The organism is Nitratidesulfovibrio vulgaris str. Hildenborough (assembly GCF_000195755.1).
Classification (GTDB): domain Bacteria; phylum Desulfobacterota; class Desulfovibrionia; order Desulfovibrionales; family Desulfovibrionaceae; genus Nitratidesulfovibrio; species Nitratidesulfovibrio vulgaris.
Genome location: NC_002937.3, coordinates 452732 through 473624, shown reverse-complemented (window position 1 = coordinate 473624; position 20893 = coordinate 452732). Strand labels below are relative to the sequence as shown.

Genomic DNA, 20893 nt, shown 5'->3' with positions numbered 1-20893 from the left:
CCGGCGGGGGTGCCACCGACGCAACGGGCCTTCTCTTCGGGTCGCACTGGCCGCACATGGGTGCCTCCTTGAACGTTGAATGGACGCCGCGTCACCTGCCTATGACAGCCTGTCGCGGAAGGTCTCGTAGCCGAAGGTCCTCACCACCTCGCGCTTGCCGGAAGATGCACGGTAGAGCGCGATGGCCGGAAGCTGCAAGCCGTTGAAGGTGGTCGTCTTGACCATGCTGTAGATGGCCATGTCCAGAAACGCCAGCCTGTCTCCGGGTCGCAGGGGCCTATCGAACGAATAGTCACCCACCACGTCACCGGCAAGGCATGACTTGCCGGCAAGACGGCATGTCCACGCCTTCTCGTCAGGCAGCCCCGACCCTATGCAACCGGGGCGGTAGGGCATCTCCAGCACGTCGGGCATGTGCGCCGCAGCCGAGGTGTCGAGAATCACCACGGGCACATCGGCCTGTACCACGTCGAGGACGCTGCACAGCAGCACCCCGGCATCCAGCGCCACGGCCTCGCCGGGTTCGATGTACACCTGCACGCCGTACCTGTCGCGGATACGCTCGATGCAGCGGCAGAGCAGGTCGAGGTCGTACCCCTCGCGGGTGATGTGGTGCCCGCCGCCGAAGTTCACCCAGCGCATTCCCTCAAGGTATCTGCCGAATTTCGACTCGAAGGCATCCAGCGTGCGCGACAGCGCGCCCGCGTCCTGTTCGCACAGGGTGTGGAAATGCAATCCGGTGATGCCCTCGAGCGATTGCGGCTCGAAATGACGCTCGCGCACACCGAGACGCGACCCCGGTGAACAGGGGTTGTATATGGCCACGGCCCCTTCCGAATGCTCCGGGTTGACCCGGATGCCGCACTCGATATGCCTGCCGGAGGCCTCGACCACGGGGCGGTACCGCCGCCACTGCGCGAAGGAATTGAAGACGATATGGTCGGCGATGGTGACGAGTTCGGCCATGTCGTCCTCGCTGTACCCTGCCGCGAAGGCATGCACCTCGCCGCCGAAGGTCTCGCGCCCGAGGCGCGCCTCATGCGGTGAACTGGCGCAGGTGCCGTGCAGCACGCCGCCCTGTGCACGACTCAGCAGCGGAAAGGTGCTCCATGCGGCGAAGCCCTTCAGGGCCAGTAGCACGCGGGCACCCGTGCGACGCTGCACCTCGTCGAGGATGGCGGCGTTGGCCACCAGTCTGTCCTCGTCGATGACGAAACAGGGGGAGGGAAACCGCGCGGGGTCGAGCGCGGCGAGATAGCGTTCATCCATCATGGGTGGTCTCCATAGGGGTAGGCCGGACAGCATCTACCGGTAGCTTGCCACTGTGCAGGAGGTTGTGCGCGGACGACACGGGGCAACCGACGGGCACTGACGGTGAAGACTGCGCCACGGCGTGGTCAGGCGCGCCGGGACGGCACGAAACCCGGAATACGTCCACTGCGTCGATCGATCCTTACGCTTGCGGATAGGCACATCCGTTTACGGCAGGGACGCGACGACATTCGAGAAGACGGGGGTCGCACTCTCGCGGCCCCCGTCCCGTGTCAGACTATTTCTCGACGACGACCCACGGCAGCCCGTGAAGGTTCAGCTTCTCCATGAACGGGTCGGGGTCCATCTGTTCCATGTTGAACACGCCCTGCCCTGTCCACTTGCCGGTGAGCATCATCATGGCCCCTATCATGGCGGGTACGCCCGTCGTGTAGGAGATGGCCTGTGAACCCACTTCGCGGTAGCACGCCTCGTGGTCGCAGATGTTGTAGATGTAGGCGGTCTTCTCCTTGCCGTCCTTCACGCCCTGCATGAGGCAACCTATGCAGGTACGACCCTTGGTGCGCGGCCCCAGCGAGGCGGGGTCGGGCAGCAGCGAACGCAGGAACTGGATGGGCACGATCTTGTGCCCGTTGTGTTCCACCTCGTCGATGCGGGTCATGCCCACGTTCTCGAGCACCTTGAGGTGGTTCAGGTAGTTGTCGGAGAAGGTCATCCAGAACCGGGCGCGCTTCAACCCCTTGAGGTTCTGCACCAGCGACTCCAGTTCCTCGTGATACATGAGGAAGCACTTCTTCGGGCCGATGCCCTCGGGGAAGTCGTAGTTCATGGCCCACGAAAGCGGGTCGGTCTCGACCCACTCACCGCGTTCCCAGTACCTGCCGCGGGCCGTGACCTCACGGATGTTGATCTCGGGATTGAAGTTGGTGGCGAAGGGGTGCCCGTGGTCGCCCGCGTTGCAGTCGATGATGTCCAGCACATGGATTTCGTCGAACAGGTGCTTCTGGGCATAGGCGCAGAAGACGTTGGTCACGCCGGGGTCGAAGCCGCTGCCCAGAAGGGCCATGAGGCCCTTCTCACGGAAACGCTCCTGATAGGCCCACTGCCATTTGTATTCGAACTTGGCCTCGTCCAGAGGCTCGTAGTTGGCCGTGTCGAGGTAATGGACTCCGGTCTCGAGGCAGGCGTCCATGATGGTGAGGTCCTGATAGGGCAGCGCGAGGTTGAGCACCATCGCGGGCTTGCAGGCCTTGATCAGCGCCACCAGTTCGGGGACGTTGTCGGCATCGACCTGCGCCGTCTCGATGGTACGCCCCGTGCGGGCCTTGATGTCGGCGGCGATGGCGTCGCACTTCGACTTCGTGCGGCTCGCCAGCACGATTTCAGAGAACACGTCCGCGACCTGCGCGCACTTGTGGGCGACCACGCCACCCACGCCACCGGCACCGATGATGAGAACCTTCGCCATAGCGCATCTCCTTTGCGGCACACATGCCCCCGGAGAGGGGCGACTTGCCGCCATATGATCCTGTCACGGGGCCGGACGCAACACGCCAGCCCATGTCACACGCCACCTTGCTTCTGTTCCGGGACCATCAGAACGAGAAGCCCGGACACAGCATATACGACACCCCTGCACGACGCACGCATGATGCACCGGGCCGGGAATCACCGGGTAGGGGCACACCCCGCCTGCGGCGGGCGCGCCCCTTTCCGTTACCGTTCGAAGTAGGTGTAGCCGCGGAGTCCGTCTTCGTAGGCCTGCATCACCCGGAAACGGTCGGAGGCGGTGATGCGCCCTTCGCGCACCGCACGTTCGGCCAGTTCGCGGATGTCCTCGTATATCCTGCGAGGATCATACTCCACGTAGGAGAGGATGTCGGCCACGGAGTCGCCGCGTATCTCGCGGACGAACTCGTAGGTGCCGTCCTCATGCACGCGCACGCTGACCACGTTGGTGTCGCCAAGCAGGTTGTGCAGGTCGCCCAGCGTCTCCTGATAGGCCCCCACGAGAAAGACGCCGAGGTAGTATTCCTCGCCATCACGCAGGGGATGCAGGTCGAGGGTTCCCTTCATGCCCTGCGGGTCGATGAAGTGGTCGATACGGCCATCGCTGTCGCAGGTGATGTCCGAAAGGATGCCCTGCCGTGACGGCAGTTCCTGCAACCTGTGCACGGGCATGACGGGGAAAAGCTGGTCGATGGCCCACGAGTCGGGCAGCGACTGGAACACGCTGAAGTTGCCGTAGTAGATGTCGGCGAGGGCCACGTCGATCTCGGCAAGGTCCTTGGGCACGTGCTTGAGCTTCTGCTTCTCCTGCGCGATGCGCTTCATGATGGCCCAGAACAGCCGCTCGGAGAGCGTACGCTGCCGCAGGGTCACCTGCCCTGTCAGGAAGAGCTGCCGCACGGCGTCGCGGTAGTAGAGCGCGTCGTTGTAGCACTCCTGCAGGTTGCGCAGGGTCATGCCCGCAAGCACCTCGCGCATGTTGCGCACGGGTTCGGGCGTGTCTTCGGGCAGGGCGTCGGGCAGGTTGCCTATCTCCACGCGGCTCACATCGAGGATGTTGAAGAGCAGCATGGAATAGTAGGCCACGGTGGCCCGCCCCGACTCGGTGACGATATGGGGATGGGGGATGTTCTGCTCGTCGAGGGTGGTCATGACCGCCTCGACGATGTCGGCGCAGTATTCGTCGAGCGTGTAGTTACGGCTGCTGACGAAGTTGGTGTGCGAACCGTCGTAGTCGACGGCGAGACCGCCGCCGAGGTCGAGGAAGCCCATGGCCGCCCCTTCCTGCACGAGGCCCGCATAGATGCGGCAAGCCTCCATGACGGCGGCGCGGATGTCGCGGATGTTGGGCACCTGCGACCCGAGATGGTAGTGCAGCAGCTTGAAGCAGTCGAGCATGCCCTTTTCCTTGAGCCTGTCCACCACGTCCACAATCTGCGACGTGGTGAGGCCGAAGGTCGAACGCTCGCCGCCCGAATCGGTCCAGTGCCCGCCCGCCTTGACGGAAAGCTTGGCCCGGACGCCGATGATGGGCTTCACGCCGAGCGCCTCGCCCCTTTCGAGGATGAGGTCGAGTTCGCCCGGCATCTCCAGTACGAAGATGCACATGAAGCCGAGACGCACCGCATGCAGGCCGAGGTCGATGAACTCCTCGTCCTTGTAGCCGTTGCACACGAGGCACGCCTCGCGGTCGCGCAGTTGCGAGACGGCGGCGATGAGCTCGGCCTTGCTGCCCACCTCGAGACCGTGGTGGTAGTGCGAACCGAACTGGGCGATCTTCTCGACCACCTGCTGCTGCTGATTGACCTTGATGGGAAAGATGCCCCGGTATTCGCCCTTGTAGCCGAGCGAGCCGATGGCGTTGCGAAAGGATGTGTGAAGACTGGTGATCTGGGAATCGAGGATGTTCTCGATGCGCAGGAGCACCGGCATGTCGTAGCCGCGCTCCCGCATGCCCCCGATGATCTCGGGAATGCTTACGGCAGGACCGCGGTTATGACCGAAGGGGTATACGACGACATCGCCGTTCTGTGCGACATCGAAGTATCCCGCACCCCAGTTGCGGATACCATAGAGTTCAGCGGAGTCTTCGACACCCCACTGCTGCAACGTACGGTTTCTTGCCAATTCTCGAACCTCATACAAACCCCGATTACAGGTTCCTCTAGAGTGGCGTACCACACGCACGCCACCGCCCCGGCCTGAACCACACGCGAGTCTTCATGCACGGGTGTGGAGTGGCACCTTCTATGTATGATGCCCCCCCTTGTCAACGACCATCCAGAAGGTGATTTCGAGGCGAAGCCCCCTCGCGCCATCATTCAGGATAGCACCAGCCGCCACCAGCCGCTTACCTGCGCCCTTCATGGGTCGCAGGTTCCGTCAATACAGCGGAAAAAGCGTAATCACCCCGCCCCAGTGCGGGGAGAGGCGGGCACCGGCAACGGGTGTTATCGAGACATGCCCCATTCTGGGGTCGCTGGCATCACGCATCCCCCACCTAGAAGTAGGGCATTCACCCATTTTGAAGGTAGGAGACACATTATCCCCGCCTTGTCACTGACAGTCGACAACTTTTATGTATAGAAATGATTGTTTGACCGATATCGGCAAAGCTCGTTCAGCAGCATGCGCCCAGGGGGGGATCATGCGCCCTGACACCAGTCCGCCATAGATGGCGTTCGCACATCGAACAGCACCCTCATGCGCACCCTCATCGACCGGGTCTTCAGCAACGGGCTGTCCCATGCCCCGCAGCCTGAAGCCATACACCACGTCGGCGTGGCCAACATGTTCAACGCCGTCACCATGGTCTTCTGCCTGTCTCTTGCCTTCTTCGACTGGATGCAGGGATACGGCGGCATGGCCCTGCTGTTGTGCGGCATCGCCGCCCTTGCCCTCTTCTCCATGCTCCATCTCGGCAGAACAGGAAAGCGAAGCAATATCAACCTTCTGCTTGCCCTTGCCCTCATCGGCGTCGACTGGTGGCTCATGGCCACGGGTGGCGTCGCCGGTATGGGGCACCTGTGGGTCTTCTCGCTGCCACCGTTGCTGCTCTTCACCTTCGGGTTGCGGCGCGGCGGCATGCTCGTGGCACTGCTGGTCTTCGGTATCATCTGTATCCTGTACGGCCCTGAAGAACTCAGTCCCTTCGAGTATGGTGACAGCTTCGCCCCGCGCTACCTGCTGGCCCTGACCGCCAGCATCTCCCTCGTATCGGTCGCCGAAGCCGCCCGGCGGCACTCCGAACGCAGACTGCTGGCCCTCACCCACCAGTTGGCCTTCTGCGCACGTTCCGACCCTCTCACAGGGCTTGCGAACCGAAGGTCACTCTGCGAACGTTTCGAACAGGAGCGGCAACGTTCCCTGCGAAACAACACGCCCCTGTCACTGATCCTCTGTGATATAGACCACTTCAAGACCATCAACGACACGCACGGGCACGAATGCGGCGACTATGTCCTGCGCAAACTGGCCGATATGCTGCGGACGAACATGCGTGCGCAGGATACCGTCTGTCGATGGGGCGGTGAAGAATTCCTTCTGCTGCTGCCCGATACCGACGAGAAAGGGGCGACCCGTCTGGCCGAAAAACTGCGGACCCTCACGGAATCGTACCCGTTCTCGTACCACGGCATCCCCATCAGGGTGACGCTGTGCTTCGGGGTGCACCAATGCTCCCGCGAAGGACACACCGACTACCACATCCGCAAGGCCGACCGTAAACTCTACATGGCCAAGGAACAGGGGCGCAACCGCGTCGTCTCGGGAGACATCCCCGACATCCTGCTTCCGCCCGGCTACATCGAAGAGGCCGACTGACGACACCTGCGGGCGCCCCATGCCCCACAGTCGCCCCCCTCCTCACCCCGCACACCCGGAACGGTTTCGCAGACGGAAAAGGGCCGCCCCAAGGGGCGACCCTCCATGAACGCCGTCACGGCGCGATGCGTCTCGGCGATGGTTGCTCACGCGTTGCGGGCTTGCCCCGCCGCCGCGCGCACCGGGCTAAAAGACATCAGGACACCTGTTGCGCAGCCTCCTGCTGTTGCCGACAGCCTCGGACGGCGCCTCGCCTACGCGGCGGGAATGCCTTCGCTGACAAGTTCGAACAGCGTGCGTACGGCGAAACCCGTTCCACCGCCCGGGCACAGGGCCGACTTCTTGGCGGTGAAGGCAGGCCCGGCGATGTCGAGATGCGCCCAGCGCACGCCATCGTCGATGAACTGGCGCAGGAAAAGCGCCGCGTTCACAGCACCCCCTTCGCGCGGCCCCACGTTGGCGAGGTCGGCCACATCGCTCTTGAGGTTCTCGGCATACGACTTCCACAGCGGCAAGGGCCAGAAGAGGTCGCCCACGGTCTCGCCGCGCGAGGCGATGGCATCGGCAAGGGCCGCGTCGTCGCAGAAGAGTCCGGCGACTTCGGTCCCGAGTGCCACGACGCACGCCCCGGTGAGCGTGGCAAGGTCGACAAGGGCCTCGGGCTGCCAGCGGCGCTGCGCGTAGGTGAGCGCGTCGCACAGCAGAAGCCTGCCCTCGGCGTCGGTGTTGAGAATCTCCACCGTCTTGCCCGAAAGGGTGGTGACCACGTCACCGGGGCGCGTGGCCCGGCCGTCGGGCATGTTCTCGGTGCACGGCAGCACACCCACCACGCGACGAGGCAGGTCGCGCTCGCCCAGCGCGGCGAAAAGACCGAGAATGGCAGCGGCCCCGGCCATGTCGCCCTTCATCTCATGCATCTTCGCAGCGGGCTTGAGGCTGATGCCGCCGGTATCGAAGGTGACGCCCTTGCCCACGAAGACCAGCGGCTGCTGTTCTTCGGTTCCGGCGGGGGCATGTTCGATGACGATGAGTCTTGCCTCCTCTTCCGCACCGCGGAAGACCGAAGCAAAGGCCCCCATCCCCATGGATGACAGTTCGTCACGGCCCAGCACCTCGACCCGGAAGCCATGCTTCCTTCCAAGGGCCTCAGCTTCCGAAGCAAGGAACGCGGGCGTTACGATGTTGGCAGGCCCGTTGACGAGGTCGCGGGCGACCCCCATGCCCAAGGCGACCGCCTCGCCCTTGCGGGCGGCACCGTGCAGGTCGTCGGGGACGTTCTTGCCCTCGCACAGGAGTGCCAGCCAGCGCGGGTCTTCCGCCCTCTCGTCGTCCTTCACCGTGCGGAAGCGGTCGTAGCGGTACAGACCGAGAAGGGCACCGCACACCACCTCTTCGGCCACCCGCAGGGCGTCATGCTCCGTGGGGGCCATGCGCCCCAACTGTGCCGCGACCACACCGACGTTCTCGACACGCAGGTCGCGACAACGGCGGATGCCTGCGGCTGCGGCAAGGCGGATACGCTCAAGCGTGCAATCCTCCCGCTTGCCAAGCCCCACCGCGACCACGCGCGGGATGTCGAACGCGGGCGGGCCGTGCAGCACGGCCACTTCATCCTTCGCGGCCCTGAAGTCGTTGCCCGCCGGGGCGATGGTCAGCCACGGCGCGGCCTCCACCAATTGGCTGTCGACCTCGGCAAGCGGTTCGTCCTTGAACACGAAAACCATGACGGCCCCGGCACGCCATGCGGCGTGCCCTCCGGCCTGAAAACGGATGTCCACCTTATCCTCCGCAAATGGGCACCGCTCGCATCCAGCAGGATGCAAGACGTCCCGTGGCTAGAAATCCAGCCCGTAGCTGTCGATGAAGGCCCCGATGCGTGCGCGGGCTGCCTTCATGCGCTCGCGCAGTTCGACCCGGTAGGCGTCGAGGTCGATGACGCGGCGCGCCACGCCCGTACGCATGGCGGCCTCGGCCACCGCGGGGGCGACCCACTCGATGACACGCGGGTCGAGGGCCTTGGGGATGATGTAGTCCACGCCGAACGAAGCCGATGCAAGACCATAGGGGGCCAGCGCCTCGGCGGGCACGGGTTCCTTGGCCAGCGCGGCCAGCGCGCGGGCGGCGGCCATCTTCATCTCCTCGTTGATGGTGCGTGCCTGCACGTCGAGTGCGCCGCGGAAGATGAAGGGGAAGCCCAGCACGTTATTGATCTGGTTGGGATAGTCCGAACGCCCGGTGGCCATGATGAGATCGTCGCGCACGGCCTTGGCGTCTGGGTAGGCGATTTCGGGGTCGGGGTTGGCGCAGGCGAAGACGATGGGGTTCGCCGCCATGGACGCCACCATGTCGGGCGTCACCATGCCGCCAACCGAAAGGCCGAGGAACACGTCGGCGCCGCGCATGACATCGGCGAGGCTGCCGTGGTCGCGCTCCTGCGCAAAGGCCAGCTTCGCGGCGTTGAGCCCGGCGCGCCCCTTGTGCAGAAGCCCTCGCGAGTCGAACATGTAGACGTTCTCACGGCGGACGCCCAGTGCCATGAAGAAGTTGGTGCAGGCGATGGCACCGGCACCGGCACCGGAGACGACGACCTTGACCTCTTCGGCCTTCTTGCCCGCGAGTTCGAGCGCGGCGATGAGACCCGCCCCGGAGATGATGGCCGTGCCGTGCTGGTCGTCATGGAAGACGGGAATGTCCATCTCGCGGATGAGCGTCTGCTCTATCTCGAAGCATTCCGGCGCCTTGATATCTTCGAGGTTGATGCCGCCGAAGGTAGGCTCGAGCATCCTGACGAATTCGATGATCTTCGCGGGGTCTTTCTGCTCGATGCACAGGTCGTACACATCCACATCGGCGAAGACCTTGAACAGCACGCCCTTGCCTTCCATCACGGGCTTGCCAGCCAGCGGCCCGATGTCGCCAAGGCCGAGGACGGCCGTGCCGTTGGAGACCACGGCGACGAGGTTGCCCTTGTTGGTGTAGGCGTAGCCCTCGGCGGCATCCGCGTGGATGGCGCGACAGGCATCGGCGACGCCCGGCGTATAGGCCATGGAGAGATGGCGCTGGGTGGCACAGGGTTTGACGGGAACGGTCTCGACCTTGCCGGGATGACCGCAGGCGTGATAGCGGAGCGCCTCCTCCTTGGTGAACAGGGCCATGCGTACTACCTCTCTGATATGTGGTGTGTCGTGGGACGGCGACCAAGGTAGTGCATCGCGCCGGTCGCCGCAAGTCGGCAACTTGCCATGCGCCCCCCGCAGGGCTATCATGCGCCACATGGCGTACCATAAACACTTCGGGCCACTGGCCCTTCCGGTGCTCTCGTTCGCTGCCGTCATTCTCGCGGGGGCAGTGCTGCTCACGCTTGAGGCCTGCGGCACCGGAAAGGCCGTCTCGTTCGTAGACGCCCTGTTCACGGCAACATCGGCGGTATGCGTGACGGGGCTTGCTGTCGTCGACACCGGCACGACCTACTCCACGATGGGGCAGATGGTCATTCTTGCGCTCATCCAGCTTGGCGGCCTCGGCATCACCACCTATTCGAGCCTCATCTTCTTCCTCTGGCGACGCCGGGTCTCCATCACCGACAGGCTGGCCGTGGGGCAGGCACTGCTGCACGACCCGTCGTTCCACCTCGGCACGTTCCTGCAACGCGTGGTGGTGGTCGTGCTATGCATCGAATTCAGCGGTGCCGCGGCGCTCTTCATCTTCGGAGAAGGGCGCATTGATGTCTATGCCGCCATCTTCCATGCCATCTCGGCATTCTGTAACGCGGGCTTCGGCCTCATGCCCGACAACCTCGTCTCGTTCCGCGACAACGTGGGCGTCAACGCCACCATCATGTTGCTCATCATCTTCGGCGGGTTGGGCTTCTCTGTGCTGGACGAATGCCTTTCAGCGCTTCGCGACCGTTCGGTCAGGCTGTCGAGGCACAGCCGCCTTGTGCTCCGCACCTCGGCGCTGCTCATCGTGGGCGGTGCCGCCGCCATCTGGTGCATCGAGGCGTGGCGTTCCGGCAACGGCATGAGCCGCGCCGACCTCGTGCTGCCCGCGCTCTTCCAGTCCGTGTCGGCCCGTACGGCGGGATTCAACACCATCGACCTCGGTGCCGTCACCCACACCACGCTGCTGGTCATCATCTTCCTCATGTTCGTGGGCGGGTCGCCGGGTTCGTGCGCAGGCGGCATCAAGACGACCACGTTCAGGGTGCTTGCCGGCTTCGTCACCGCCCAGTTCAAGGGACGACGGCAGATCATCCTCATGGACAGGGCCGTAGACAGGGCGACCATCGAAAAGGCGCTGACGCTCTTTCTCTTCGCCACCCTCACCGTGGTGGGAGGGGTCACCATACTCACCCTCACCACCGACGCAGTGGTCGACCCGTCAGCCCCCCGCTTCGACTTCATCGACCTCCTGTTCGAGACCGTCTCGGCCTTCGGCACGGTCGGACTCTCCACCGGGGTCACGCCGCACCTGACTACAGGCGGCAAACTGTGCATCACCCTCATCATGTTCGTCGGTCGCCTCGGCCCGCTATGGCTTCTGACCACGTTGCAGAGCCTGCAGACCGAACCCAAGTACCGCTGGCCCGAAATGGACATGCCCATCGGCTAGGATGTGCCTGACAGCCGCATCCTTTCGCGGCGCGCACACCCCGCCCAGGAGATTGCAATGGCTACACCGAAACTCGAAATAGGCGTCATCGGTCTTGGCAAGTTCGGCTTGCAGGTCTCACGGACCCTCGTCGAACTTGGGCATTCCGTGGTCGGCATCGACAGTACCGAGGGCCGCATCCGGCAGGCGCAGGACATCCTATCGCAGGTCTATCAGGGCAATGCCGCCGACCCCGCGGTGTTGCAGCAACTGCGCTTCCAGGACCTCGACTGCGTCATCGTCAGCGTCGGCAACTCCATGGAGACCTCGCTGCTTGTGACCCTCAACCTGCAGGAAATCGGCGTCCGCAAGATATGGGTCAAGGCCGTGAGCACGGAGCACAAGAAGGTGCTCACACGCCTTGGTGTCGATCACGTCATCCTTCCCGAACATGATGTGGCCACGCACCTTGCCCACAGGCTCGTGAATCCGGGGATGCTCGACCTGCTGCCCCTCGGCGGCGGAGGGCAGATTCTCCTGCAGGAACTCACGGTGGACAAATGGGCCGGGCGGACGTTGCTCGACCTGAGACTCGCCAACGAGCACGGCGTCATGGTGGTGGCGGTGAAGCCCGCCGCCTTCCGCGAATACCGCTTCGTACCCGCAGCCCACGAAGTGCTGCAACAGGGTGACAAGCTTGTCGTCATCGGACGGCACGAAGACGTGCTCCGTCTCGAACCCTGACCTGCCAATCGATACCATGCGTCTCGTCGTCATCAACCTCACCCGCTTCGGCGACCTGCTGCAAACACAGCCCGCACTCGCAGGGCTGCACGCGCAAGGACACGAGACCGCCCTCGTATGCCTCGACAACTTCGCCGAAGCAGCCTCGCTGCTGTATGGGGTGGCACACGTCGCGCCTCTGCCCGGTGCCCGGTTGCTGGCAGGACTGGATGACGACTGGCGGCGCGCCACCGCCGACATCACGGACTGGTGCGATGATCTCACAAAGTCATTCCGCCCCGACGGGGTGCTGAACCTCACTGCCACGCTCGCTGGCAGGCTGCTCGCCCGCAGGCTGGTGCCCCAGGGCGGCCCGTTGCTCGGTTTCGCCCTCGACGAACACGGTTTCGGACTCGACGCCGACGCATGGAGCACGTTCCTTCAGGCAGCCAGCCGTGACAGGGGATGCAGCCCGTTCAATCTGGTGGACGTGATACGCCGCGTCGCAGGTGTCGGCGACCAGACGCCCGTCTTCACCTTGCGCTGCCCCGACGCAGAACGACGCGCGGTCGTGCACCGGCAACTCGCCGAAGCGGCCCCGGAAGGATGCGAGGGCTTCGTCGCCCTGCAACCCGGTGCCAGCGAGGACAGACGCCGCTGGCCTGTGGCATCCTTCGCCGCGGTCGGGGACAGGCTTTGGCGTGAACAGCGACTGTGTCCCGTACTTGTCGGAAGCACTGCTGAACAGCACCTTGCCGAGGGCTACGCGACCGCCGCGACCGCACCGTTCATCAGTCTGGTGGGACGCACCCGGTTGCCCGACCTCGCAGCGGCCCTCTCGTGCACGCGCGCACTCGTCACCAACGACACCGGAACGATGCACCTCGCCGCCGGACTGGGGCTTCCCGTACTCGCCATATTCCTCGCCACGGCACAGCCGTGGGACACGGGCCCCTATAGCGACGACGCCTGCTGTCTCGAACCCGACATGCCCTGCCACCCCTGCCCCTTCGGCGTCCCGTGCCCGCACGACCATGCATGTCATGACGCCATCCGCCCCGCAGACGTTGCGGCACTGCTGCTTGGTCGACTCACGAAGGGCGCATGGCACAGTGTGCCGGCCAAAGGCGCGCGAGTCTGGGTCGCACGGCGCGACGCCCACGGCTTCATCGACCTCGCCTCCGCATCTGCACATGGCGACGCCTTCGCATCGGGGCATGACGATGCTTCTGCACATGGGCATGACGATGCTTCAGCATCTGGGCATGAACAGGAAACCCGCACGGCATGGATACGCGAACAACGGCACTTCTATCGTCAATTCCTTGACCTCAAGCGCCCTGCCGCGACGGCGGGTTGTCCCCTTCCCTCGCTGAGGGCACCAGACCTCCCCTGCGCCCTGCCCCAGGCATTTCGCCATGACTGCGCCACAGTCCTCGGACAGGCATCGGCATTGCTGCACCTTCTGGGTGAACAGGGGCTACTGCTGCAACGCACCTCGTCCGACCTTGCGAAACAGCGTTTTCTGACCACCTGCGGACGCATCCATGCCCTCTTTGAGCAAAGCCCCCACTTCAGGGCCCTTGCCCACCTGTGGCTGTCAGAGATGCAGACGGCGGGGGCATCACTTGATACCATTCTGCAACTCGCTTCTCTGTATCGCGCACTTGCGACGGCATGGCACGACCACCTCTCCGTAGCCACCGATTGACCCCCGCCTTCTCCTGCTGTCCCGCTTGCCTCTCTGCTGACGCCTTTCCCGACCTGCGCCCCTGCATACCTGCCCCATCCGGATCAAGGACGTTGGCCCGGAATTTGCTTATTCTTGTGAACAGCGCAAAACCTTCCCGACCGGGATCGCAGGAGGCAGAAATGATCGTAATCGACGGTCGCCAGACCGATATGAAGCTCGACAGCTTCGCCAATCTTGAAGAGATACTGGTGAAGGTGCTCACCGAGGACTACCTGGAGAATCGCATCGTCACGGATGTGCTCGTCAACGAAGAGACCTTCTCCGAAATCTATCCGCATCAGGCTGAAGACGTGCAGACCGACGAAATCCGGTCGCTCGAGATTCGCACCGTGCCCGTCGGCGAGATGGCAGTGAACATCTCTCGCGAACTGTACAAGGTGATACAGGTCATGACTTCCGGGGCGAAGCAGGTCGCCACGCTCTTCCGTCAGGCCGACGACACCGAAGCCCTTGAGCTGTTGCAGGACCTCATCGACGTGACCCGCGACTTCATGGGCATGATCAGCACCCTGCGTGCGGAATTCTCCCTGCGGGGTGGTGTCGACTTCCAGACCAACGTCGACCAGATTTCCGACCTGCTCACCGAAATGACCGAGGTCCTCGAGAACGAAGACTGGATATTGCTCGCCGACCTGCTCGAATACGAGTTCCTGCCCGTCTGCGAAAACTGGAAGCAGGTCATTCAATCCCTGCGGGAAGACATCCGCAAGGCGGTCAAGGGGTAGTCGCCATGACCACCGACAGTCTCGCCCTGCTCGACGAGGCACTCTCTCTCGGAGAACGCGAACTCGGAGCACTCGCCGCTGGCGATGTGGATGCTGCCGACCTCACAGCCGCCGAACGCGAACGCCTCCTGCATCAGGCATGGGAGCGACGGGCGCCCGAAACCCTCGACGCCCTGCGCGACAGATTGGTCAGACTTCAGTGCCTGCAAGGCAAGCTCACCGAAGAGGCACGACGCCTGCATACCCAACTGCGCAGCCAGTTGCAGGACAACAAGCGTGAAGTGCGTCGGCTTCGCGGCTACGGCAGGGCTGCCCAGCTTACCGGTGCACCGGTGACTCTGGGGCACCTCGGCTGACAGCCTCACACATGTTGCCGACGTAAAGGCCGGATGCCCGCGGGCATCCGGCCTTTGTCGTCACACGTGGGTCGCCCCTATGCCTTTCGTGCACTGCCGGAAACGACCTGATGCCGAGTATCTTGCCACGCCGTCCGGTCCCCGGAAGCACACGTCACAAAGACACCGCAGCCACATATGGCCTCTCGGTCAGGCCTCGATCACATCGCTGGATGACGGGAATCAGACTCTAAGGCGGTTTTCCATCCACGCCTCGAAAGCGTGGGGCGGAAGGGGCTTCGAGAAGTAGTAGCCCTGAACCTCGGGGCACTCCAGGCTCCGCAGGAAATCGAGCTGAGCCTCGGTTTCGACACCTTCAGCCACGATGCCGATGCCGAGGTTGCGCCCCATGCTCACCACCGTGGTCACGATGGTGGCATCGGTCTCGTCATTGGGTATGTCCCGCACGAACGAACGATCGATCTTGATGGAACTGATGGGGAACGTCTTGAGGTAGTAGAGCGAAGAGTGGCCCGTGCCGAAGTCGTCGATGGCGACGGCGATGCCCCCGGTGGTGAGCCGCTCAAGCACCGAAACCGTCAACGCGAGGTCGCGCATCATGGTCGTTTCGGTGATCTCAAGCTCGAGCAGCCCCGGGTCGAGGCCCGCATCGGCAAGGGCCGAAGCGACAGTATCCGGAAGTCCGGGCTGGAATTGCCGGGCCGAAATGTTGACGGCCATCTTGAGCCGCCCGAACCGCTTCTGCCACGCATGCATCTGGCGACAGGCCTCGCGCAGCACGAATTCGCCAAGAGCGACGATGAGTCCGGTCTTCTCCGCCACGGGGATGAAATCCTGCGGCGGAACGATGGTCCCATCGTCACGAACCCACCGCACCAGCGCCTCCATGCCTGTCACAGCCCCTGTCCTGATGTCGACCTTGGGCTGGTAATGCAGGACGAACTCGCCCCGTTCCAGCGCCTTGCGAAGGTTCTTTTCAAGTGCAAGCCGACTGGTGATCACGTCCTGCATGGCGGCGAGATACCGTTGGGCACGGGCGCCCCCCTCTTCCTTGGCCCGGTACATGGCGATGTCGCAGCACTTGAAGAGGTTGGCGGCGTCATCCCCATCTTCGGGGTACACCGCGATGCCGATACTGAGTGATATGTAGACTTCGTGGCCGGACACGGACAGGCTGTCCGTGAAAATGTCGAGAATACGACGTGCCATGGCATGGGCGGCCTCTGCATCGACATTGTAGAGGAGCACGACATACTCGTCCCCGCCAGGGCGTCCTACGATGCCCTGACTACCCACCAGTTCGACGATGCGCTCTGCTGCCTTGTGCAGCAGCCTGTCGCCAAGGGCGTGCCCGAGGCTGTCGTTGATCGTCTTGAAGTCGTCGAGGTCGATGACCAGCAGGGCGAACGACATCTGCCCGCCCACGATAAGACGGTCGACATGCTGACGCATGCCGAAGCGGTTGAGCAGCCCCGTCAATTCATCATGTGTCGCCTGATGGACTATCTGCGCCTCTTTGCGCTTGAGTTCGGTGATGTCGAGAAAAGTGCCCACGATGCCGGAGACCTGCCCCTGACTGTCGCTGTAGGTGCTCTTGTACAATGCGAGGGTATGGATATGCCCGTCGGCACCCAGGATATCGAAGACGCACGAGTGCTCTCCGGCATCACTGCCCGAAGGGCAATCACCAGCTATGATCTGGGCATAGGCATGGTCGGGCAAGAGGTCTCGTGCCGACCTGCCGACCATCTTCTCGCGGGGAATGCCCAGAAGCTGTGAAAAGGCCTTGTTGCATCCGATATAGACGCCATCAAGCGTCTTGTAGAAAAGCGGATTGGGCAGACTTTCGATGAGCGTCTCGAGAAAGAGGCTCTTGTCCTCCAACTCCGACTGAGTACTGCGGAGTTGCTCGTTCGAAACCCGCAGTTCACGCGTGCGTGCCTCGACCTCGAACTCTAGACGCTCCTGATAGCGTTGACGTTCGTCGAGGAGTCTTGCGCGCTCGAGCGCTTTCATCACGGCGTGTTCCAGCACCCGCATGTCGAGGACGGGCTTGGTCACATAGTCCCATGCCCCGCGCCGCAGCGCCTCGACGGCTTCTTCGAGAATACCCGCCCCCGACACGACGATGACAGGCACGCCCGGTGCCTCCTCACGCATATGCGCGACGACCTCCATACCGCCCATGACGGGCATCCGGAGGTCGACAAGAATCAGGTCGGGGTGTTCAGCCCGAAAGACGTCCAGCCCTGCACGGCCATTCGCCGCCTCAAGGACGATGTAACCGCTGTCCTCAAGGTAGGCCACGAGGTTCATGCGGTCGGCATCGTCATCGTCGATGCAGAGTATACGCGCAGGAGAATCGGACATAGGCAGGGATTTCCTTGTCTTCCGACTGAGAATATTGCCTATTGTGCCAACAACGCGCGTTTTTTTCCAGAAGAATATTGGACGTTGCGGTTACAAGTCGCCCCGTTCAAGAATGATTTCGCTCTGTGGTTGCTTGCGTTGCAGCGTGGAACGCACCCCGGCGGCATCATGGAAGTTGCGGAAGGGCCCCACGGCCACCATCCACGCCTTGTTCGAGGTGCCTTCAAGACGCACGGCCCGCGCCGAGGCGAGACCCGTTTTCTCAAGAGACCTCACAAGACGCAGGGCATCGCTTTTGTAAGCGAAACGCCGAATGTCGATGTAGAACGCCTTGCCAGAGTGGATGGGGGTTCCGTCTGCGTTGGCCATGACATCAAGCTTGACGGAGGCGACGCCCTGGCGCACCATGCCCAGTCTGCTTGCCGCCACATAGGAAAGATCGATGATGCGGTTGCCGGCATACGGCCCGCGATCATTGACCGTTACAAGAACCGAACGCCCGTTGCGGACGTTGGTCACCTTCACGACACTGCCGAGGGGGAGTTTTCTGTGGGCGGCCGTAAAAGCCTTCATGTCGAAGTCTTCACCGCTGGCAGTCGGTAGGCCGTGCTGTTCCTCACCATACCAGGACGCCTTGCCTTGCTTGCGTATCCCGGAATTGCTCGCCGAAGCCGGAGCGACATGCGCGAGCAGGATGGCGAGGCAGACCACGGCGGCTGTCAGTCGCTTGATCATAAGCCTCCTGCTTGGCAACGTGGTTGCCGTTTCGTCGTTCCCTTAACATGACAGACGGCAAGCTTCGTGTCAAACAGACGCATTTTCGGTCTGTTATGCCACTAATGGCACTCAAAGCAACTTTTAACATGCATAACGACGATACAGTGCCAATGCAGTCAACAATACATGGCAAGCGACTGTACTGCACACTATAATACGGCATTTTCCCTGCAATCCGCCTTATGGAGATTCCTTGTGATTCTTTATCTCAAACTCCTTCTCGCCGCATTCTTCTGGGGTGGGACCTTTGTCGCCGGACGCATAGGCGCGGCCCACGCCGGACCATTCGCCCTCGCATTCTTGCGGTTCACCCTCGCCACGGCCATTCTCGTATGGCACATACGACGTCGCGAAGGCGCCCTGCCCCAGGTCAGCGGCAGCCGCAACATCCTGTTCGTGCTGCTTCTCGGTGCCACCGGCATCTTCGCGTACAACGCGCTCTTCTTCACAGCCCTGCAGACCATCCCCGCAGGGCGCGCTGCCGTAGTCGTGGCCAACAACCCCATCGTCATAGCCCTTGGGGCAGCACTTTTTCTGGGCGAACCTCTCACCCGGCGCAAATGCATCGGCATCGCCATTTCAGTTTGTGGAGCACTGGTAGCCGTCACACGTGGCGACCCGGTCTCGTTCCTGCAGGGTGGCGTCTCATGGGGTGATGTCGCCCTCGTGGGCTGCCTTGCCAGCTGGGCCGCCTATTCGCTTCTCGGCAAGAAGGCCATGAGCAGTCTCTCTCCTCTGGCGGCGGTCACATGGTCTTGCGCATCTGGGGCATGCATGCTGCTGCCCTTCGCACTGCACGAAGGCATGCTGGATGCCATCACCACCTACACGCCCGATGTATGGGCGAGCATCTTCTATCTCGGCATGTTCGGAACCGCGCTGGGCTTCACATGGTTCTACGAAGGTGTCGACCGCATCGGGGCAGCCAAGGCAGGGGTCTTCATCAACTTCGTCCCCATCACCGCCATCCTCTCCGGCTGGCTGTTCCTAGGCGAACCGCTGTCGCCCTCATTGATTCTTGGTGCCGCCCTCGTGCTGACCGGGGTATACACGGCCAACCGATGACGATTTTCCGCTCTCGTTCAGGACGCATGCGCATGGCAACTGACGGCCTCAACGACACGTGAACAAGGGCAGGGCTGCCCTCGAATGATGGATGGACTGCGGGACAGGCGTGCACGCGCCGAATACGGCTACAGGCCCTGTCCCGCTGTGCACGCAGCCACAGCAACAGGTTCCAGCGACCGCAAAGAGCATCGGTCGATACGCCGTAAGGACCGAGGTAACGACCGCAGCGGCGTTCCGAATGGTGTGCAGGCTGTGGTGTCTTTCGCCATGGCAAACAGGGAAGACTGTCACCGCATCTGATGGCAGGCAAACTCGGCTTCAGCCAGTTAACGGGGAGTGCCGGAAGATACGACGAATCCGGATACAGCGATTACAGCATCCGCTGATAGCCGGGTCTGTCCTGACACAGAATACCGACAAGCGGCATGCTCTGACTGTGCATCGCCAGCCACCCGCAAGGTGACCGGGAGGCTGTCAGCTGAGGTCGGTGCCTTTGTTCAGCTGGTCCCGGTGGCCCCGTGCGGCCCTGACGAAACGCTCGGCCCACCCTTGCACTGCCGGCCCGAAGATATGCGTATACGCCGCGAAGGTGTTCGCCTGCACAAGGCCGTCCGCCCCGCCGCCCATCCCCGTACCGGGATTGAGGCGCAGCGCGTGCGTCACGGCCCCCCCGTCTCTTGGACGGCAGGCGGAATAATGGAACTCATGCCCGCGAAAGACCATGCCTTGCGGAAAGAAGGGATTCTCTGCCACCACCTCGGCCTCGACGTAGCCAAGCCCCTGCGGCTTCGGATGGAAGACGGTCTGTACCGGAAAGACTCCGCTCATGGGGTATTCGACCCCATCCATGACAATGGATTCGCCAAGCACCATGAACCCGCCACATTCGGCGTAGACGGGAAGCCCTGCCAATGCTGCCTCGCGGATTCCGGCAAGACGCTCGCGGCATGCGGACAACTCGCTGGCAAGCGTCTCGGGAAACCCGCCACCGAGATAGAGACCGTCGAGCGTGGGCCACGGGTCGCCATCGATGATGCGCAACTCGACGAGGTCGGCACCTGCCTGACGAAGGGCTTCAAGGTTCTCCTCGTAGTAGAACCACAGGGCGGCGTCACGGACATAGCCGATGCGGGGCCTGACGCCATCACCCTCCGCCACCACGGGCCAGAAGGGTTCGTTCGACGCCAGAGGCTGGGCGCTGCGGGCGATTTCAGCCATGCGTTCCACATCCACATGCTGGGCGACGAACTGGGCCACACGGTCGAGTTCTCCGGCACACTGCGCGAATTCGCGGTCGGACACGAGACCCATGTGCCGTTCGGGGATGGGGTTGTCGCGCAGACGCGGCAAGGCACCCAGCACCGGGATGTCGGTATAGTGCTCGATGCATTGCCGCAACATCGAACGGTGCCGTTCGTTGGCCGTACGGTTGAGGACAACCCCGGCAAGCTTCACACCCGGTTCGAACGCGGCAACACCTGAAAGGATGGCGGCGGCTGTACGCGTCATCTTCGTGCAGTCCATGGCGAGCACGACGGGCGAATCGAGAATGCGGGCGAGTTCAGCAGTGGAACAGGAACCTGTCACGTCCCGGCCATCATAGAGCCCGCGGTTGCCCTCGATGATGGAAATCGACGCCCCGGCAGAGGCATGGAGGAAAAGCGATTGCAGCCGCGCCGCATCAAGGAAGAACGGGTCGAGGTTTGTAGCCGCCCTACCTGCGGCAAGACCAAGCCATTCGGCGTCGATGTAGTCCGGACCCTTCTTGAAGGGCTTCACGGAATGCCCGGCGTTGGTCAACGCGCGCACCGTGCCGAGAGAAAGGATGGTCTTGCCGGTGCCGCCGTTCAATCCGGCGATGACGAGTCGCGCACTGCTCATGGGTTTCCCGTATGCATTACCGCTGCCTTGTGCAAGGCAGGCCATAA

General features: G+C 63.0%; 15 protein-coding genes. 7 read left to right on the top strand and 8 right to left on the bottom strand.

Going from position 1 to position 20893, the window contains the following annotated elements; translation table 11 throughout:
- Positions 1–99: 99 nt before the first annotated feature.
- The 3 genes from nspC to speA all read right to left on the bottom strand — a co-directional run bounded on the left by nspC (position 100) and on the right by speA (position 4908).
- Positions 100–1272, bottom strand: coding sequence for a carboxynorspermidine decarboxylase (gene nspC, locus DVU_RS02045; protein WP_010937726.1), 1173 nt, complete (start codon positions 1270–1272; stop codon positions 100–102).
- A 277-nt stretch (positions 1273–1549) separates the two neighbouring features.
- The gene (locus DVU_RS02040) at positions 1550–2740 is read right to left on the bottom strand and encodes a saccharopine dehydrogenase family protein (protein WP_010937725.1); all 1191 of its coding nucleotides are present in this window, start codon (positions 2738–2740) and stop codon (positions 1550–1552) included.
- Between the two features lie 248 nt (positions 2741–2988).
- Positions 2989–4908, bottom strand: coding sequence for a biosynthetic arginine decarboxylase (speA, locus tag DVU_RS02035; protein ID WP_011792905.1), 1920 nt, complete (start codon positions 4906–4908; stop codon positions 2989–2991).
- 576 nt (positions 4909–5484) lie between these two features.
- On the opposite strand from speA, the gene DVU_RS02030 reads away from it, so the two are divergent.
- Positions 5485–6603 (top strand): GGDEF domain-containing protein, encoded by a 1119-nt coding sequence (locus tag DVU_RS02030; protein ID WP_010937723.1) that lies wholly within the window; start codon positions 5485–5487, stop codon positions 6601–6603.
- Positions 6604–6857: 254 nt separating this feature from the next.
- Here DVU_RS02030 and DVU_RS02025 read toward each other — a convergent pair whose 3' ends face one another.
- Positions 6858–8381, bottom strand: coding sequence for a leucyl aminopeptidase (locus DVU_RS02025; RefSeq protein ID WP_010937722.1), 1524 nt, complete (start codon positions 8379–8381; stop codon positions 6858–6860).
- A 57-nt stretch (positions 8382–8438) separates the two neighbouring features.
- Positions 8439–9758 carry a malic enzyme-like NAD(P)-binding protein gene (locus DVU_RS02020; RefSeq protein ID WP_010937721.1) on the bottom strand — a complete coding sequence of 440 codons (1320 nt, stop codon included), beginning with the start codon at positions 9756–9758 and terminating at the stop codon, positions 8439–8441.
- 118 nt (positions 9759–9876) lie between these two features.
- On the opposite strand from DVU_RS02020, the gene DVU_RS02015 reads away from it, so the two are divergent.
- From DVU_RS02015 to DVU_RS01995, 5 genes are all read left to right on the top strand, one after another.
- The gene (locus tag DVU_RS02015) at positions 9877–11214 is read left to right on the top strand and encodes a TrkH family potassium uptake protein (RefSeq protein WP_010937720.1); all 1338 of its coding nucleotides are present in this window, start codon (positions 9877–9879) and stop codon (positions 11212–11214) included.
- Positions 11215–11271: 57 nt separating this feature from the next.
- Positions 11272–11937, top strand: coding sequence for a potassium channel family protein (locus DVU_RS02010; protein ID WP_010937719.1), 666 nt, complete (start codon positions 11272–11274; stop codon positions 11935–11937).
- A 16-nt stretch (positions 11938–11953) separates the two neighbouring features.
- Positions 11954–13627 (top strand): glycosyltransferase family 9 protein, encoded by a 1674-nt coding sequence (locus DVU_RS02005; protein ID WP_010937718.1) that lies wholly within the window; start codon positions 11954–11956, stop codon positions 13625–13627.
- Positions 13628–13788: 161 nt separating this feature from the next.
- Positions 13789–14394 carry a hypothetical protein gene (locus DVU_RS02000; protein ID WP_010937717.1) on the top strand — a complete coding sequence of 202 codons (606 nt, stop codon included), beginning with the start codon at positions 13789–13791 and terminating at the stop codon, positions 14392–14394.
- Positions 14395–14399: 5 nt separating this feature from the next.
- Complete coding sequence (locus DVU_RS01995) at positions 14400–14750, top strand: hypothetical protein (RefSeq protein ID WP_010937716.1); 351 nt, start codon at positions 14400–14402, stop codon at positions 14748–14750.
- 222 nt (positions 14751–14972) lie between these two features.
- On the opposite strand, the gene DVU_RS01990 is transcribed toward DVU_RS01995, so the two are convergent.
- Both DVU_RS01990 and DVU_RS01985 read right to left on the bottom strand, forming a co-directional pair.
- Positions 14973–17120 carry a GGDEF/EAL domain-containing response regulator gene (locus DVU_RS01990; protein ID WP_010937715.1) on the bottom strand — a complete coding sequence of 716 codons (2148 nt, stop codon included), beginning with the start codon at positions 17118–17120 and terminating at the stop codon, positions 14973–14975.
- A gap of 90 nt (positions 17121–17210) precedes the next feature.
- A complete protein-coding gene (locus tag DVU_RS01985) occupies positions 17211–17855 on the bottom strand; it encodes a septal ring lytic transglycosylase RlpA family protein (protein ID WP_010937714.1) in 645 nt (214 codons plus the stop codon).
- A 237-nt stretch (positions 17856–18092) separates the two neighbouring features.
- Here DVU_RS01985 and DVU_RS01980 point away from each other — a divergent pair, with 237 nt between their 5' ends.
- Positions 18093–18962, top strand: coding sequence for a DMT family transporter (locus tag DVU_RS01980; protein WP_014524230.1), 870 nt, complete (start codon positions 18093–18095; stop codon positions 18960–18962).
- Positions 18963–19439: 477 nt separating this feature from the next.
- On the opposite strand, the gene DVU_RS01975 is transcribed toward DVU_RS01980, so the two are convergent.
- Entirely contained in the window at positions 19440–20846 is a 1407-nt protein-coding gene (locus tag DVU_RS01975) for a cobyrinate a,c-diamide synthase (RefSeq protein WP_010937712.1), read from the bottom strand.
- Between the last annotated feature and the right edge of the window lie 47 nt (positions 20847–20893).